The sequence below is a fragment of the Acinetobacter sp. YT-02 genome, from assembly GCF_002412355.1.
GTDB classification, from domain to species: domain Bacteria; phylum Pseudomonadota; class Gammaproteobacteria; order Pseudomonadales; family Moraxellaceae; genus Acinetobacter; species Acinetobacter towneri.
The window spans coordinates 67,926-83,924 of sequence record NZ_NOZT01000004.1 but is presented as its reverse complement, the minus strand read 5'-3'; the positions used below and the strand labels follow the sequence as shown (position 1 = coordinate 83,924).

Annotated in this window: 15 protein-coding genes; 8 read left to right on the top strand and 7 right to left on the bottom strand. The window is 41.6% G+C overall.

Going from position 1 to position 15,999, the window contains the following annotated elements; genetic code table 11:
• Positions 1–55: 55 nt before the first annotated feature.
• The 3 genes from betA to betI form a co-directional block, all read right to left on the bottom strand.
• Positions 56–1,723: a choline dehydrogenase gene (gene betA, locus CF596_RS03185; protein WP_096901207.1), complete on the bottom strand. Its 1,668-nt coding sequence runs from the start codon at positions 1,721–1,723 to the stop codon at positions 56–58.
• 107 nt (positions 1,724–1,830) lie between these two features.
• Positions 1,831–3,303, bottom strand: coding sequence for a betaine-aldehyde dehydrogenase (gene betB / locus CF596_RS03180; protein ID WP_096901206.1), 1,473 nt, complete (start codon positions 3,301–3,303; stop codon positions 1,831–1,833).
• Positions 3,296–3,922 carry a transcriptional regulator BetI gene (gene betI / locus CF596_RS03175; protein WP_004976938.1) on the bottom strand — a complete coding sequence of 209 codons (627 nt, stop codon included), beginning with the start codon at positions 3,920–3,922 and terminating at the stop codon, positions 3,296–3,298. The genes betB and betI overlap by 8 nt, the downstream gene beginning before the upstream one ends.
• A 554-nt stretch (positions 3,923–4,476) precedes the next feature.
• Here betI and CF596_RS03170 point away from each other — a divergent pair.
• Both CF596_RS03170 and CF596_RS03165 read left to right on the top strand, forming a co-directional pair.
• Positions 4,477–6,537 carry a choline transporter gene (locus CF596_RS03170; protein WP_004976932.1) on the top strand — a complete coding sequence of 687 codons (2,061 nt, stop codon included), beginning with the start codon at positions 4,477–4,479 and terminating at the stop codon, positions 6,535–6,537.
• Between the two features lie 12 nt (positions 6,538–6,549).
• Positions 6,550–7,164 (top strand): MarC family protein, encoded by a 615-nt coding sequence (locus CF596_RS03165; protein WP_004976930.1) that lies wholly within the window; start codon positions 6,550–6,552, stop codon positions 7,162–7,164.
• Between the two features lie 238 nt (positions 7,165–7,402).
• Here the strand turns inward: CF596_RS03165 and CF596_RS03160 are convergent, their stop codons facing one another.
• Positions 7,403–7,834 (bottom strand): PPC domain-containing protein, encoded by a 432-nt coding sequence (locus CF596_RS03160; RefSeq protein WP_004976922.1) that lies wholly within the window; start codon positions 7,832–7,834, stop codon positions 7,403–7,405.
• A 135-nt stretch (positions 7,835–7,969) separates the two neighbouring features.
• On the bottom strand, positions 7,970–8,836 hold the full coding sequence (gene tehB / locus CF596_RS03155; protein WP_096901205.1) for an SAM-dependent methyltransferase TehB: 867 nt from the start codon (positions 8,834–8,836) through the stop codon (positions 7,970–7,972).
• A 279-nt stretch (positions 8,837–9,115) separates the two neighbouring features.
• On the opposite strand from tehB, the gene CF596_RS03150 reads away from it, so the two are divergent.
• The 6 genes from CF596_RS03150 (at position 9,116) to CF596_RS03125 (ending at position 13,532) form a co-directional block, all read left to right on the top strand.
• Positions 9,116–9,742, top strand: a complete 627-nt coding sequence (locus CF596_RS03150; protein WP_096901204.1) for a 2'-5' RNA ligase family protein — start codon at positions 9,116–9,118, stop codon at positions 9,740–9,742.
• Positions 9,739–10,260 carry a bifunctional adenosylcobinamide kinase/adenosylcobinamide-phosphate guanylyltransferase gene (gene cobU, locus CF596_RS03145; protein ID WP_096901203.1) on the top strand — a complete coding sequence of 174 codons (522 nt, stop codon included), beginning with the start codon at positions 9,739–9,741 and terminating at the stop codon, positions 10,258–10,260. The genes CF596_RS03150 and cobU overlap by 4 nt, the downstream gene beginning before the upstream one ends.
• On the top strand, positions 10,257–11,315 hold the full coding sequence (gene cobT / locus CF596_RS03140) for a nicotinate-nucleotide--dimethylbenzimidazole phosphoribosyltransferase (RefSeq protein ID WP_004976913.1): 1,059 nt from the start codon (positions 10,257–10,259) through the stop codon (positions 11,313–11,315). Before cobU ends, cobT begins: the two co-directional genes overlap by 4 nt.
• On the top strand, positions 11,312–11,917 hold the full coding sequence (locus tag CF596_RS03135; RefSeq protein WP_096901202.1) for a histidine phosphatase family protein: 606 nt from the start codon (positions 11,312–11,314) through the stop codon (positions 11,915–11,917). Before cobT ends, CF596_RS03135 begins: the two co-directional genes overlap by 4 nt.
• Positions 11,914–12,657, top strand: coding sequence for an adenosylcobinamide-GDP ribazoletransferase (locus CF596_RS03130; RefSeq protein WP_004976907.1), 744 nt, complete (start codon positions 11,914–11,916; stop codon positions 12,655–12,657). Before CF596_RS03135 ends, CF596_RS03130 begins: the two co-directional genes overlap by 4 nt.
• Positions 12,658–13,322: 665 nt before the next feature.
• On the top strand, positions 13,323–13,532 hold the full coding sequence (locus CF596_RS03125; RefSeq protein WP_004976903.1) for a hypothetical protein: 210 nt from the start codon (positions 13,323–13,325) through the stop codon (positions 13,530–13,532).
• 85 nt (positions 13,533–13,617) lie between these two features.
• Here CF596_RS03125 and bioB read toward each other — a convergent pair whose 3' ends face one another.
• Together bioB and queG are read right to left on the bottom strand one after the other, a co-directional pair.
• On the bottom strand, positions 13,618–14,610 hold the full coding sequence (bioB, locus tag CF596_RS03120) for a biotin synthase BioB (protein ID WP_096901201.1): 993 nt from the start codon (positions 14,608–14,610) through the stop codon (positions 13,618–13,620).
• A 288-nt stretch (positions 14,611–14,898) separates the two neighbouring features.
• On the bottom strand, positions 14,899–15,999 hold the full coding sequence (gene queG, locus CF596_RS03115; protein WP_096901200.1) for a tRNA epoxyqueuosine(34) reductase QueG: 1,101 nt from the start codon (positions 15,997–15,999) through the stop codon (positions 14,899–14,901).

Here is a 15,999-nt window from a genome sequence, read left to right as displayed (position 1 = left end):
ATCAGATGAAGTATGAGGAGGTAAAATACTCTCCTCATGCTTGAGTGTGAGAAAATTATGCAGATGAACGGGCTTGATAAAAACCTGCATCAGAACGAGCTAATGCTGGTAGTCCACGAATTTGATCGGCAATTTTCTCAGCCATCATAATGGTCGTAGCATTCAAATTCCCTGTGATAATTAACGGCATAATTGAGGCATCAACCACACGTAAATTGTGCAGACCATGTACACGCCCTTGACCATCGACCACGGCCATTTCATCTTCGCCCATTTTGCAACTACAAGAAGGGTGGTAGGCCGTTTCAGCATGATTGCGTACGAAGTCATCCAATTCTGCATCACTGCTTAAATGTTTACCCGGACTAATTTCTTCACCGCGATAAGGATCTAATGCGGGTTGTTGCATGATTTCACGTGTAATCCGAATAGCATCGCGGAATTCGCGCCAATCTTGCTCTGTAGACATATAGTTAAACAGAATGCTTGGATGTTCAAATGGATCTTTAGATTTTAATTTGATGCGTCCACGCGAGGGTGAACGCATAGAACCGACGTGGGCTTGAAAGCCATGTTCTTTGACTGCGTTGCTACCATTGTAGTTAATCGCAACAGGCAGGAAATGAAACTGAATATTGGGCCAAGAAAATTCATCGGAAGAGCGAATAAACCCCCCTGCTTCAAATTGGTTGCTGGCGCCAATCCCAGTTCCATTGAATAACCATTCGGCACCAATGGCAGGCTGGTTATACCATTTCAAGGCGGGGTAGAGCGAAACAGGTTTTATGCATTTATATTGCAGATACATTTCCAGATGGTCTTGTAAATTTTCTCCGACACCAGGTAAATCATGGACAAGTTCAATATCTAGATCACGCAGTAACTCGCTAGAGCCTACACCTGAACGTTGTAAAATTTGCGGAGATGCAATTGCGCCTGCACAGAGCAAAACTTCTTTATTCGCATAGACCTGATGTAACTGTTGCCGATTTGCACCTTGCAGGTATTCCACCCCAATTGCTTGTTTGCCACTAAACAGAATTTTATGGGTGGTGGCATGCGTCATGATGGTCAAGTTGGGGCGCTGCTTTGCCATATCCAGATATCCGCGGGCTGTACTGGCGCGTCGACCATTGGGCGTGACGGTTCGATCCATAGGGCCAAAACCTTCTTGTTGATAGCCATTTAAATCATCTGTACGTGGATAACCTGCTTGTACGCCAGCTTCTACCATGGCATGAAACAGCTCATTATTATTGGCTTTCGGTGTCGCAACACTTACAGGTCCATCATCACCATGATAGTCGTTGGCGCCAATATCACGACTTTCTGCTTTGCGGTAGTACGGCAAACAATCGGCATAGCTCCAGTTTTCCAAACCTTTTAAAGTTGACCACTGTTCTAAGTCCATCGCATTGCCACGGATATAGCACATGCCATTAATCAGTGAAGATCCACCCAAACCTTTGCCGCGTCCACATTCCATGCGGCGGTTATTCATATGCGGTTCGGGGTCAGTTAAATAAGCCCAGTTATAACGTCGCCCTTGCAGTGGATAAGCCAGTGCAGCAGGCATTTGGGTACGAAAATCGAGTCGGTAGTCAGGTCCGCCTGCTTCTAGTAATAAAACAGAGACATCGGCATCTTCGGTTAAACGAGCGGCAAGAACATTACCCGCAGAGCCTGCACCAATAATAATATAATCGTAGTGTGTAGAATGCATAATGATCCTTTTTCTATGGCAGTACCACGCCCGATTAGAGCGTGGCAACATGTTGAGTTGAGGATGTAAAAACAGAAAAATAAAGAATAAAGGTCAGTATTTAGCGTTTAGAAAATACTGTGATAATCGCCCAATTCGACTTGAATGGATTTAATGCGGGTATAATGTTGCAAAGTAGATAAACCATTTTCACGTCCCACACCCGATTGCTTATAGCCCCCGACAGGCATTTCTGCAGGGGATTCGCCCCAAGTGTTAACCCAGCAAATGCCCGCTTCAAGTTGGTGAATAATGCGATGTGCCTGCGAGATATCTTGTGTTACAACCCCCGCTGCTAGACCATAAGGGGTCTGGTTAGCACGTTGAATGACTTCTTCGATGCTGTCATAAGTCAAAATACTCATCACAGGTCCAAATATTTCATCTTGTACAATTCGCATGTCGTCATGACAGTCTGAAAAAACAGTTGGCATGACATAAGCGCCCTGAGCCAGTTCCGCAGAGGTCGCTCGTTCACCCCCAATTAAAAGTGTCGCACCTTGCTGTTTGCCCAATTCAATATAAGACAAGACTTTTTCCATATGCGGGAAACTGGTGAGCGGACCAAAATTGGTTTCTGCCAACATTGGGTCACCTACACGAATACGTTTAACACGTTCGAGTACAGCCTGTTCAAACTCGACTTTTAGGTGGCGCGGAATAAAGACACGCGTACCGTTGGTGCACACCTGACCCGAACTAAAGAAATTTGCCATCACTGCAATGTCCGCAGCGCGGTCAAGAGGGGCATCAGAGCAAATGATCAACGGAGACTTGCCGCCGAGTTCCATGGTAATTTCTTTTAAACTGGATGCAGCTGCACTGGACATGACTTTTTTGCCTGTTTCCACGCCACCTGTAAAGGAAATTTTGGCAATTTCTGGATGTTCAGTCAGCCATTGACCGACTTCTTGTCCAAGCCCTTGAACCACGTTAAAGACCCCAGCAGGCAAACCCGCTTCGGTATAAATTTCAGCCAACTTAAAGGCCGTCAGTGGCGTAATTTCACTGGGTTTGAAAATCATGGCATTCCCCGCAGCTAAGGCAGGTGCAGATTTCCACAGCGCAATTTGAATGGGGTAGTTCCATGCGCCTATACCCGCGACAACGCCTAAGGGTTCGCGACGGGTATAGAAAAAACTACTTTCACGCAGGGGTACTTGTTCGCCCTGAATCGCAGTTGCAAGACCTGCATAATATTCGAGAACATCCGCGCCAGTTACAATATCGACACTAGAGGTTTCGCTGTATGCTTTACCCGTATCGAGCGTTTCTAGACGGGCAAGCTCATCATTACGTTTACGTAAAATATCCACGGCACGCAGCAGAATACGTGCCCGTTCAACAGCCGTCATGGCGGCCCAAACTTGTTGCCCTTGTTGGGCACTTTTAACCGCCGCATCTACATCGGCTTGACTTGCTTGCTGCACGCTCGCAAGGATTTGACCTGTAGCAGGGTTAATCGTATCGAAGGTTTTACCACTAGTGGCATTGACATACTGTCCATGGATATACAATTGATGTAATTGTGCATCATTCATTTTGCTGTTCCTGCCGTATCTGTTGTATTAAGCGAAGTTGCATATCGACATAGTCGTATGCAATAGAACGTGCCAAGTCACGATCAAATGCTTGATGACCACTTAAACTGCCGCGTAACCAAAGACCATCAATCAAAGCAGCAAGCCCTTTGGCGATATGGCTGGCTTTGTCTTTAGGCATCATCTGCAGTAAATGAAATTTTAAATTTGAATAAAGACGTTGGTCATTTATTCGCTGCAAGCGACCTAAATCGGGCATGTGCATGCTGGCGGACCAAAAATCTAACCAGACACGCATCGCTGTTTGATTCACCTGACTGATGTCAAAGTTGGCATCAATAATTGCCTTAAGTAAATTTTCTGGTGTGGGCTGACTAACTTTGGCTTTATAGGTTGCCGCAGTTTCACGTAAGACAAAGAGCATTTGTCGCATACAGCTTTCAATCAAACCCTGCTTATCACCAAAATAATGACTCACAATGCCTGTAGAAAGTTGGGCTTTTTTTGCAATCTGAGCAATAGTGGTATTGGATAAACCCACCTCGTAAATGACCTCATAGGCTGCGCGAATGATTTCTTCACGACGTTCATGCTCAGGTTTAACTCTACGTTTATTCATGATAATCCAGAAAATTTACCTTAGATTTAAAGGTGTTAGATTCAATTATTGACATGGAAAACATCATAGCATTTTTTTATAATACTTTTAATTGATTGAACGTTCAATCAATTAAAAGTATCATGTTGTTTAAATTGAATGCAGCTTTGCAAAGTTTGTTCTCAATTTTTTAAGTATTAATGCTTATTTATCATATGGATAGATTTGTAGTTGGTTTTGGTGAACCTGTGGCAGAGTACGCGCATTTTTTTATGTTCTTGCTTGAAACATCGGATACAACACCTAAAAGCTTCTACAAAAATTGAGTTTAAGGAGAAGAACAGTTTATTTATGTCGTTCTCATGTTGGAATTGGTTGTGTAAGCAGGGCAAATTTAGGGAATTTGTTACACTGCCACATATCTTTATATTCTGGCTAAACATTCGGTTACACGAAGATAGCATTTTTGTCGGAGACAAAAGTACTGTCGTATAGCACTTATCGATTTTTAAGCTCTCGACAGCGAGAAGTTTAAAAATTGATTTTCAACTTATATTTACTTCCTTGAGGATTGTATGGCAACAGATAATCCAAGAGCAGTTGATGATCAAACATTAGCACCAAAAGACCGTTTAAATGGTGTGGTCTTTTATATTTCAGCTCTCATTATTTTAATTTTTTCAATTACCACCATTTTGTTCAATGACTTCGCCAATCAAACGCTGAATGCAGTTTTGGCATGGGTCAGTTCCACCTTCAGTTGGTACTATTTACTGGCTGCCACACTGTATATGGTGTTTGTGATTTTTATTGCCTGTTCACGCTATGGTGATATTAAGCTTGGCCCCAAACATTCTAAACCCGAATTTAGTTTACTCAGTTGGTCTGCCATGCTGTTTTCAGCAGGGATTGGTATCGATTTGATGTTCTTCTCGGTCGCTGAACCTTTATCCCATTATATGCATCCACCAGTAGGTGAAGGACAGACCTTTGAAGCTGCACGCCAGAGTATGGTCTGGACTTTATTCCATTATGGCCTGACAGGATGGTGCATGTACGCCTTGATAGGCATGGCATTGGGATATTTCAGCTATCGCTACAATTTGCCACTCACCATCCGTTCCGCGCTTTATCCGATTTTTGGTCAAAAAATTCATGGTCCGATTGGACATAGTGTGGATACTGCCGCGGTGATCGGGACGATTTTCGGTATTGCGACCACCTGCGGTATTGGTGTCGTGCAACTGAATTACGGTTTACATGTACTGTTCGATTTACCTGAAAATCTGTGGATGCAGGCATCCCTAATTGGTGTTGCTGTAGTGATGACCATTATTTCGGTGACTTCAGGTGTAAATAAAGGTCTGCGCATACTCTCGGAAGTGAATATTTATGTATCCGTGGGTTTGATGCTGTTTATTTTATTCCTCGGCAATACAGAATTTTTACTCAATACTTTTGTGCAAAATATTGGCGATTACATTAGCCGTTTCCCAAGTATGACCTTGGAAAGTTTTGCCTTTCAGCAACCCAAAGAATGGATGAACAGTTGGACGCTATTCTTCTGGGCTTGGTGGGTGGCTTGGTCACCTTTTGTGGGACTCTTTCTTGCACGTATTTCTCGTGGGCGTACCATTCGTGAGTTTGTCAGTGGTACCTTAATCATTCCGTTAATTTTTACCCTAACGTGGCTGTCAATTTTCGGAAATAGTGCATTATACAATGTGATTTTTGATGGAAATCTGGCATTGGCTCAAACCGTCATTGCCAATCCAGCACACGGTTTCTACGACTTGTTGGCTCAATATCCGTATTTTCCTTTTATTGCAGGCATCGCAACCATTACAGGGTTGTTATTTTATGTGACTTCAGCCGACTCAGGTGCATTGGTCTTAGGGAATTTCACCACACAATTTACCAATGTCGACCATGATGCACCACGCTGGCTCAGTGTATTTTGGGCTATTGCCATTGGCTTGCTGACCTTGGCCATGTTGATGACCAATGGGATTACTGCTTTGCAAAATGCAACTATTATCATGGGGTTGCCTTTTAGTTTTGTTATGTTCTTGGTGATGGCAGGTTTATATAAATCTTTAAGACTTGAAGATTATCGACAAGCCAGTAGCAGTTTGAATGCAGCACCTGTGGTGGGTAATGTAGATATTCTGAACTGGAAAAAACGCTTGTCACGGGTTATGCATCATCCTGGAACCAGCGATACCAAACGCATGCTGGATGAAATATGCCGCCCCGCCGTGCTGGCCGTCGCAGAAGAAATGCAAAAAAGAGGCGTGAATATTGACGTGCAGGAAAGTGCATTAGAGCAAGATCCAACTTTATATCATTTAGATTTGATTATTCATCTGGAAGAAGAACAGAACTTTGTTTATCAAATCTGGCCAGTACGTTATATCGCACCCACATTTAGTGAACGTGGTAAGTTGGGTAAACGGTTTTATTTTCGTTTGGAAACCTATCTTTATGAAGGTTCACAAGGTAATGATTTGGTTGGTTACACCAAAGAGCAAGTTATTAATGACATTCTAGACAGATACGAACGACATATGACCTTCTTACATATAAACCGAATCAGTCCTGGAAATCGTCCGTTATTTCCAGACCCACAAAGTTAATCAGGGGACACCATGTATATCTCATATTTACATGCTTTTGCGTTGTTCTTTTCATTGCTTAATCCATTTTTGATGAGCATTTACATGATTGGCATGATTCGTAATTCAGAAGCAAAAGTGTTTAATAAAGCCCTGATTCAAGGCTGTTTAATTGCTTATGCGGTATTTATGCTGTTTGCATGGGGTGGTGAAGCTATTTTCAGCAAATATTTGAATGTGCGGTTTGAGGCATTTCAAATCTTTGGTGGGCTTATTTTCTTGGTGATTGGTTATCGCTATGTGTTTCAAGGTGCAGACACCATCGGTGAGATGCGGGGAGCACCTGAACATTTGGCAGGTACCATTGCTATGCCTTTTATGATTGGACCGGGGACGATTAGTGCCGCCGTGGTAACAGGCATGACTTTGCCCATTAGTGGGGCTGCGCTGGTAATTTTCCTCACCTTGGCGCTAACCTGTAGTTTAATGATTTTGATGAAGTTTGCGCATGATCATCTCAGGTATAAGCATGCCAAATATATAGACCGTTATGTGGATATTGTAGGTCGATTATCTGCGTTACTGATTGGTACTATTGCGATTGAAATGATTATTACGGGGATTTTAGGTGTGATTGCAGAGATGTAAGTTCATCACAGAAAAAAACCGAATGCAATTCATACAGTTTTTTTATTGTCAGAAATATGATTCTGATTAGGATGCAAATTTCTTAAGAATTTGATGAGGGTGTAAATAATTCTGTGTAAATACAGTTTTATTTACAGTCTCCATACACGTAAAAATCACGCCCCAGTTTAACTGGCAATAGTTTTGAACCCTTAGTTTTGAACCCTTGTATTAAAACTTAAACGAATCTAGCAATTCTTTATTTGATGTTAATACTCATCCAGTATTGAGGTTTTTTATCTTTTCTTGCTTGTGATCTAGGTTGAAATACTCTAATTTCATACTCACCTGACGCAGGTAAAATATAAATACCATTATCATCAAGCTCTGGAGAATATTCTCCAAGACTGATGGAGTCTTTTAATTGATTACCCCATAAGTAAGTTTCAACATTTCCTCCAGTCAACTTCACTTTTAACTTTTGCCCTTTTTTAGCATAAAATTTGTAGGAATCATACTTGTATCCATCTATCCTTCCGTAATAATTTGCAGAGTAAGCTTTTTTTGCAAAGTTAACTACTACAATCTTTCGTATATCATTGTTATCATTTGCAAGTACGGCAGGGCTAAGCATAGTTAAAGTTAGGGCCATACAAGCACCAGCTAGTAATTTCGTATTCGCTATTTTCATAAGTTACCTTAATAATTGTATACCTCACTACAGAATAACATATGAACCCTTGATCCTAGGCAGTATCTAGGACAAACAACTCCTCGTTTGCGAGCAGCTAAAAAAGATCATCTGTTTCAAATTTCTTTTGTGATTCTACTTTTTCCTCGCCAACAATGTCGCAAAACGCTGTTTAATTCGATTACCATCTGCATCTTTACGGTGCAATTCACCGACATTTTCATTGTATTTCACAATATCCCAATCAGCATAATAAGCACTTAACTCACCCGCTTTAAAACTAAAAGGGAAGTCCTGTTGCACAGGGTAATCTTCAGTATTCATCGCGCAAACAATTAAGTTAAAGCCTTGAGGTTTGGTCGCTTGCTGCATATGCTGAATAAGAGGAGGGATAGTTTCAGGCGCCAAAAACATCATTACTACGATACAGTTGATGAAGTCATATTCACCAGTAATAGTGGCATCCTGATTGAAATCCCGCACAGTAGTTTGAATAGATGAAATCTGTTCTGTAGCAATAATTTCATTTAATTTTTGGATACTACTCGGATTCACATCCCAAGCATCCACCTGAAAACCGTTTTGGCTCAAATACAGCGCATTTCGGCCTGTACCACAGCCAACATCCAAAGCTTTACCCACGGTTAACTGTGGAAGTGCCATTAAAATTTCAGAATGTGTTGGGCTTAATTTATATTTTTTAACAAAATAATCTTGAGGCAAACAATAAAAACTAAGCTGGCACTCAATATCATCACTGGCAGATACAATTTTATGCCACGCTTGCGGTTCAATAAATGGTGGTTGATTTTCCACGGAAAAAATATGCTCAGATTGTACTTCACCAGATTCATGCAGCATCGAAAAATGCAATTCGCCTTTTAAAATAGTCAACTTCGCCCATGTGCCAACTTGGGTATTGTGTTGTTTTTTAAACCCTTGTGGAATTGAGTCATGATTCCAAATAGGAAGTTGTTTATAACAGATCAATTCTTGTTGCATCATAAACTCCAGTTATACCGATTCTGATGGGGTAAAGCTTCACAGTAATGTAGTGTCTTGTGTAGATTAGAAAATATCATCTTCATTTCAGCATAACATTGCAGACCTGTTTCAGCCATCTTCTGAATTTTATCCATCTCATTAAAATCAAAATTATTTAAATGATGTAGATGGTTAAAATACCAAACTGAAAAATATTCACCTCAAATTGCATGATTTTCATGTCTATTCAGTTGTGAATGTTTTACCATAAGCTGTTTTAATTCATTGAATTATCCCGTGTTTATTCAAGCCAATCAGTACGTTATTCCAACACAGCAGCATGATTATCCTGAATGGCATCGTGGGCGTGAGCGTTATGTGCTTTGGTATTTAGCTGTTCAACATCCAGCTTTAGAATGTTATTTACAACAATTAAAACAGCAATTTTCAGATGTATTATTTCGCCCAAACACTCGCCAGTTTCATATCACCTTATATATTTGTGGGTTTTATGCAGCAAAAAAGCATTGGGAAGATGACTTTCTCGAGTCACAATTTCAACAACAAGTTCAAGCCTTACAGCAGTTGCAACTAGAGCCTTTTCAACTGAAAGTGGGCGGCATCAATAGTTTTGATAGTGCTTTATTTGTAGAAGTGCAAGATCAATCACAGCAACTGGCGCGTATACGTCAGGCACTTAGCGTAGGCGGGGCTGAAATCGCAGCTTTACAGTATCATCCACATATTACTTTGGGTTTATATCAAACAGCGTGTTCAACCAATTTGATTTTGCAGCGTATTCAAAATCTCCCCGTGCAATATTTCGATTTAGATATCCATCATTTAAATTTTGGTTATTATCAGGCACACACTTTACAAGGTCAGCTATTTAGCACGCATCAATTTCCTTTGGAGCACATGTGATTCAACTTATTTTGGGCGGTGCGCGTTCGGGTAAAAGCCGTATGGCTGAGCAAACCGCGCAGCAACTTGGCAAATCCGTCATTTATGTAGCAACTGCACAAGCGGGCGATGCAGAAATGCAGGCGCGGATTCAGCATCATCAACAACAGCGTCCGCAGACTTGGCAATTGTGCGAAGAGCCTTTGTATTTGGCGGAGCAGTTAAAGATGCTGGATCATCCGAATGCTGTGATTTTAGTAGATTGTCTGACCTTGTGGATGAGTAATTTGTTGATGCAATCTGCAGAAAGCTTTGCCGAACAACAAATTTCAGCATTGCTCGAAGTTTTGCCTCAGTTGCAAGCCGATATTATTTTAGTGAGCAATGAAACAGGTTTGGGCGTTGTACCGATGGGCGAAATAACCCGAAAATTTGTCGATGAAACAGGGCGATTACATCAGCAATTGGGACAAATTGCAGACAAAGTGCAGTTCTGTGTCGCAGGTTTTCCAATGCTTTTAAAAGGAGAGAAGAAATGACTTGGTGGTTTGCAGCGTGTCAAAAGCCAAATGAACAGATGAAACAACAGGCAATTGCACGACAACTTCAATTGACCAAACCAACAGGTTCATTGGCAGCATTGGAAAATATTGCGATTCAACTGGCGGCTTTGCAAGGAACAACGCAGCCGAATATTGAACGTCCGTGGATATGTATTTTCGCAGGCGATCATGGCGTGATGGAAGAAAATATTTCCGCCTATCCCCAAGCCGTGACTCGGCAAATGCTACAAAATTTTGCCACAGGTGGGGCATGTATCAGCGTCATCGCCCGACAATATCAGGCGCATTTACAAGTGGTGGATTGCGGCTCGGTCGGGGAAGCGTATGAATATGCAGGAGTAGAGCGGCATTGTATTCGTGCAGGCACAGCGAATTTTGCTAAAACCCGCGCCATGACTGAACAAGCGTGTGCAGATGCGATGGCACTTGGACGTCAAAGTGTGGAAGATGCCATCGCACAGCAGGCCTCGATTTATGTCGCAGGTGAAATGGGTATTGGAAATACCTGTTCGGCATCAGCCTTGTCTTGCTTTTTATTACAAGAACCTGCTGAAGCCTTGACTGGCATAGGCACAGGAATTGACACTGCACAATTGCAACATAAAAAACAGGTGATTGATGCTGCTTTAGCTCTACATCAGAACTATGTGCAAGATGATGCTTTTAAAGCCTTATGTGCAGTTGGTGGATTGGAGGTCGCTGCAATGGTGGGCGCGTATATTCGCTGTGCGCAGTTGGGCTTGCCGATGGTGGTGGATGGTTTTATCAGCAGTGCTGCTGCATTAGTTGCAGTGCGTTTAAATCCTCAAGTCCGAGAATGGATGTTGTTTGGGCATCAATCGGCTGAATATGGACATCGTCGCTTATTAGAAGCATTAGGTGCACAAGCCTTGCTGCATCTAAATTTACGCTTAGGTGAGGGCAGCGGTGCGGGCGCGGCATTGGGCATTATCCAACTGGCCTGTGCCTTGCATAATCAAATGGCGACTTTTGCCGAAGCTGCGGTTATTGGTGAGAAAGTATCTTTATGATCATGCTAGACCTATTAAGACATGGCGAAACAGAATTGGGTCATACTTTGCGTGGATCAACCGATGATGCTTTGACTTTAAAAGGTTGGCAAGACATGCAGCAGACTTTAAACACGGCAATAGCTACAGGACAGCGATGGGATGTTGTGGCAAGTTCACCTTTACAGCGTTGTCTGCAGGTTGCTCAGACCTTTGCGCAAGCACAGCAATTGCCACTGTATATTGATGCACAATTTCAGGAAATGCATTTTGGTGCATGGGAAGCTATTTCCACTCAAACCTTATATGAACAATACCCTGAAGATTTAGCTAAATTTTGGATGACACCGACCCAATTTAGTCCGCCACAAGCAGAATCTTTGCTAAATTTTCAGCAGCGCGTTTTGCAAGGTCTGTCCGATCTCAACCAATATTTACAACAACTCGAGCAACAACCTAAACGTGTGTTATTGGTCACGCATGGCGGGGTAATTAAATTGCTCAAAGTATTGGCGCAGAAAAAATCTTTAGACGATATTTTAAAAATGTCTGCAGCGTTGGGGCAATTGAGTTCATTCCAGTTACATCCTAATGGCAAGATTCACATGCAGGGGCAAACATGACACCTTTTTGGATTGCCTTGCAATTCCTGAGCACTTTTCCTGTTTCTTTAAAACAGATGCCAACTGCAGCGCAAAATGCACAATCACTGCTGTTTTATCCGCTCGTTGGCTTACTAATTGGAGCTGCGCTGTGGGGGATGGCGCATTTATTGCAATTCTTGCCTTTGGTTCTGAGTAGCAGCTTAATTTTAGTGCTCTGGATTTGGCTGACAGGTGGTTTACATTTAGATGGACTGGCTGATACTGCCGATGCATGGGTCGGCGGTTTTGGTGATCCTGAACGTAGCTTAAACATCATGAAAGACCCAAGCAGCGGCCCGATTGGAGTATTGAGCTTACTGATCTGCTGTTTATTAAAATGGTCTGCGTTGTATGTATTGCTCGAACAACAGTATTTGGCATTTTTGCTGTTTGTACCCGTATTGGGACGATTAAGCGCTTTGGTTTTATTTTTAAGCACGCCTTATTTACGTGCCAATGGTTTAGGCACTGCTATTCAGGCACATTTGCCTAAAACAGGCACAAAAATTGTGATCGCATTGACCTTGCTTGCAGGAGTGCTTTGGGGATGGGTGGGTTTGGTGACCGTTCTGACTTTTATCCTTAGCACCTTGTATTTGCGATATAAATTTATGCAGCGTTTAGGTGGAATTACGGGCGATACCGTTGGTGCGAGTATTGAAATAACAGAAAGCATGATGTTATTGGCTATTGCGATTCTTTGGTTTTTAATAAATTAGCTTTTGAGCAGTTTTTCTTGTTTCAAGTGCGCTGAAAATTGAAATAATATAAGCGAATGAATTTACAGCTATTTATGCACTCAATTTCAGCAAGTATGCAGATGAATTTGTCATTTGTCGGAAAGTTCCTAAATTAGATTTGCTATTTTTTTTAAATATGATAATAGTAGTTTATGTCAATCAGCCTTGATGGCATTTGTATCTCAGGATGAGATCACAAACGTGATGTATAAAAATCAAAAGGAATGTCATTTATGATCAAACTGTTAAAGCAAATTTTCTGTATCCATATTTATGAATATGACGCAATGGAAGAAATCGGGGCGCATTTAGAGTGTCGTAAGTGTGGGGATTCTAAGACACAATAATTTTAAGTATTGAATCTGTATTAAAGCCAAGTGAGTCTTTATGACTCACTTTTTTATTTTAGGCTAATAGCCTGAATATTTTGCTTAGTCTTGCCTGCATGTATAGATTAGACTGCACTTATCCATCTTCAAAACTACATATATCATTCCCACCTCTTTTGGTGGGGAGACTTCTCATGCTGTACGAAGTTTGATTTATACAAGTGCACAATTAAATTTTCTATCCTCCGCACACTTTATCCCACAAGGTATTCCGCTTAAAATCCAGTACCTAGAAATATTGAACTGACCGTATTTATGGCTAAAAACTTTCAAGAAAAAACGTATATTGTAGATGACAATCTAGCAGATACTTTGACGTGGTTGCTGCATCATCAGGACTGTTATGATCGGTTTTATTATGATGCGATTCAGCAACAACTGACGGTAGAACATGCCAACGGGGTAGATATTATTAAAACAGGGCAGTATTTAAATGCCAGTTACGGAATTTTAATCACCTCTTAAAAGCATTGCCGCATAAACTTATTTTGCTGCATAAAAAACAAAGTCCCTTTGCGGGACTTTGTACATTTGGATGGATGCTAAAACTTTAAGCCATTGCCATCGCATCTACCGACAATTCCGAAACGGTTGGCTTGGCACGTTCAGGCACTAAGCCTAATTTTTGGAACAATTGTTTGTCTTTGCCTTCGCCTGCGTTTGGTGTGGTTAAAAGCTTTTCACCTGAGAATAACGAGTTCGCACCTGCCATAAATGCCAACGCCTGATCTGAATCGGATAACGATTCACGCCCTGCAGATAAACGAATATAGCTGTTTGGCATGATAATACGTGCAACTGCAATGGTACGAATCCACTCAATCACATCCAGTTTTTCTACTTCAGCCAATGGTGTACCTTCAATCGGAACTAACATATTGATTGGCACAGATTCAGGGTGTAACGGTAAAGTCGCCAATTCATGCAATAAACCAATACGGTCTTGGGTGTCTTCACCTAAACCGACAATACCGCCACTACACACTTTCATACCTGTTTGACGCACAATATCCAAAGTATTTAAGCGGTTATCAAAGCTACGAGTACTAATGACATTCGGATAATATTCACGCGATGTGTCTAGGTTGTGGTTGTAATAATCCAAACCTGCATCTTTTAAGCGTTCTGCCTGAGATTGATTCAACATCCCTAAAGTCATGCAAGTTTCTAAGCCTAGAGCTTTGACTTCACGCACCATTTCTAAAACATACGGCATATCACGTTCATGCGGATTACGCCAAGCAGCGCCCATACAAAAACGTGAAGAGCCTGAGGCTAATGCTTCTTTGGCTTCCTGAATGACTTTATCAACTGCAATACGTTTTTCAGCTTCAAGCTGTGAATCATAATGCGCAGACTGCGAGCAATATTTGCAGTCCTCAGGGCATTTACCTGTTTTAATCGACAATAAGGTACTGACTTGTACAGTATTGGCAGCAAAATGTTGGCGATGCACACGTTGTGCTTCAAAGACTAAATCCAGAAAAGGCTGTTCATATAACTGCTGAATTTCTTCCCGAGTCCAATCATTGCGTACTGACATAAGTAAAAGTCCATCATCCCTATTATTCATAGTCTGTATCATACACAAATAGTTGGAATCAGAAAGGCATAATCTCCCAATTTCATGGCTAATATTCGACAGTATGGAAACAAAAATATGCAGTCGATTTGGTTGCAAACTTAAGCAATTTTAATACTATTTCGCTGCAAAATTTATTTTTAAGCATTTTTATTTTGCAATGAATTGGTCACTAAAATTCAGTTAACTGCATAAATTGGCAAGTAACCTGCAGCCAAAATATCGTACCATTTGGGTGGTAGTTTTTGTTTAAATTTTAGGCTGTTTAAGCAATTGTTCCTGAATGGCCCAATCAATATGGATTTGCACAATCTCATCATGCTGTGCTCGCGTTTGCTGCAAAGTTTGCAAAATCTGTGCTGAAAATGGGGCATTTCCAAGCCCGATTGCAATATTACGCATAAAACTTTGATAGCCTGTACGACGCAATGGACTACCTTCAGTTTTGGCTAAAAACGTGCTTTCATCCCATTGCCATAAATCTAGCAAGCTGACCTGATCTAAGGCATGTCGAGGGTGAAAATCCTCCACCGTAGTGACTTGTGCAAAGCTATTCCACGGACAAATCAGTTGGCAATCATCACAACCAAACACCCGATTACCAATACCACGACGTAATTCTTCAGGAATGATACCCTGATATTCAATGGTCAAATAAGCAATACATTTACGCGCATCCAACATATAAGGTTCAACAATGGCCTGCGTTGGACAAATGTCGATGCAGGCTGTGCAAGAACCGCAATGCGAGGTTGCAGGCGGATCAAAAGGCAAATCTAGTGAAGTAAACAACTCGCCCAATACAAAAAAAGATCCAGATTTTTTATGAATCAGTAAGGTATGTTTACCTGTCCAACCCATACCAGCACTTTCTGCCAGTGACTTTTCAAAAATCGGGGCTGAGTCCGCAAAGGGGCGTGATTCAAAATTCCCCACTTTTTCACGAATACGGGTGGCAAGAGTTTTTAGGCGTCCGCGCATGACTTTGTGATAATCGCGCCCACGTGCATAACGGGCAATAATTGCAGAGTTAGGTGCATCGGGAATGTGTCGTGGACGTGGTGTTTCCACCAAATAATTCATCCGCACACAAATAATACTTTTTGTATTCGGGACTAACAGTGTGGGATTAGCGCGCTTGTCTAAATTTTCTTCTAGAAACTTCATATCGCCATGATAGCCACGTTTTAAATATTCCTGAAAACGTGCTAATTCTGCTTGAGCATCTGGTTTGGCAATGACACAATCAGCAAAACCAAGCGCCAAAGCTTGAGCTTTAATCCACGCTTTCAAGGCGGCTGGATCGTCTTGATGCAGAGAAATATGTGCTGAAGTGGTGGATGTTGCCAT

What these genes read in the sequence shown, in the direction of transcription:
- CF596_RS03130 (WP_004976907.1), top strand. Translation starts at nt 11,914, where the DNA reads ATGACACCTTTTTGGATTGCCTTGCAATTCCTGAGCACTTTTCCTGTT.
- betB (WP_096901206.1), bottom strand. Translation starts at nt 3,303, where the DNA reads ATGAATGATGCACAATTACATCAATTGTATATCCATGGACAGTATGTC.
- CF596_RS03135 (WP_096901202.1), top strand. Translation starts at nt 11,312, where the DNA reads ATGATCATGCTAGACCTATTAAGACATGGCGAAACAGAATTGGGTCAT.
- betA (WP_096901207.1), bottom strand. Translation starts at nt 1,723, where the DNA reads ATGCATTCTACACACTACGATTATATTATTATTGGTGCAGGCTCTGCG.
- queG (WP_096901200.1), bottom strand. Translation starts at nt 15,999, where the DNA reads ATGGCAACATCCACCACTTCAGCACATATTTCTCTGCATCAAGACGAT.
- cobT (WP_004976913.1), top strand. Translation starts at nt 10,257, where the DNA reads ATGACTTGGTGGTTTGCAGCGTGTCAAAAGCCAAATGAACAGATGAAA.
- bioB (WP_096901201.1), bottom strand. Translation starts at nt 14,610, where the DNA reads ATGTCAGTACGCAATGATTGGACTCGGGAAGAAATTCAGCAGTTATAT.
- CF596_RS03165 (WP_004976930.1), top strand. Translation starts at nt 6,550, where the DNA reads ATGTATATCTCATATTTACATGCTTTTGCGTTGTTCTTTTCATTGCTT.
- tehB (WP_096901205.1), bottom strand. Translation starts at nt 8,836, where the DNA reads ATGCAACAAGAATTGATCTGTTATAAACAACTTCCTATTTGGAATCAT.
- CF596_RS03160 (WP_004976922.1), bottom strand. Translation starts at nt 7,834, where the DNA reads ATGAAAATAGCGAATACGAAATTACTAGCTGGTGCTTGTATGGCCCTA.
- CF596_RS03125 (WP_004976903.1), top strand. Translation starts at nt 13,323, where the DNA reads ATGGCTAAAAACTTTCAAGAAAAAACGTATATTGTAGATGACAATCTA.
- betI (WP_004976938.1), bottom strand. Translation starts at nt 3,922, where the DNA reads ATGAATAAACGTAGAGTTAAACCTGAGCATGAACGTCGTGAAGAAATC.
- CF596_RS03170 (WP_004976932.1), top strand. Translation starts at nt 4,477, where the DNA reads ATGGCAACAGATAATCCAAGAGCAGTTGATGATCAAACATTAGCACCA.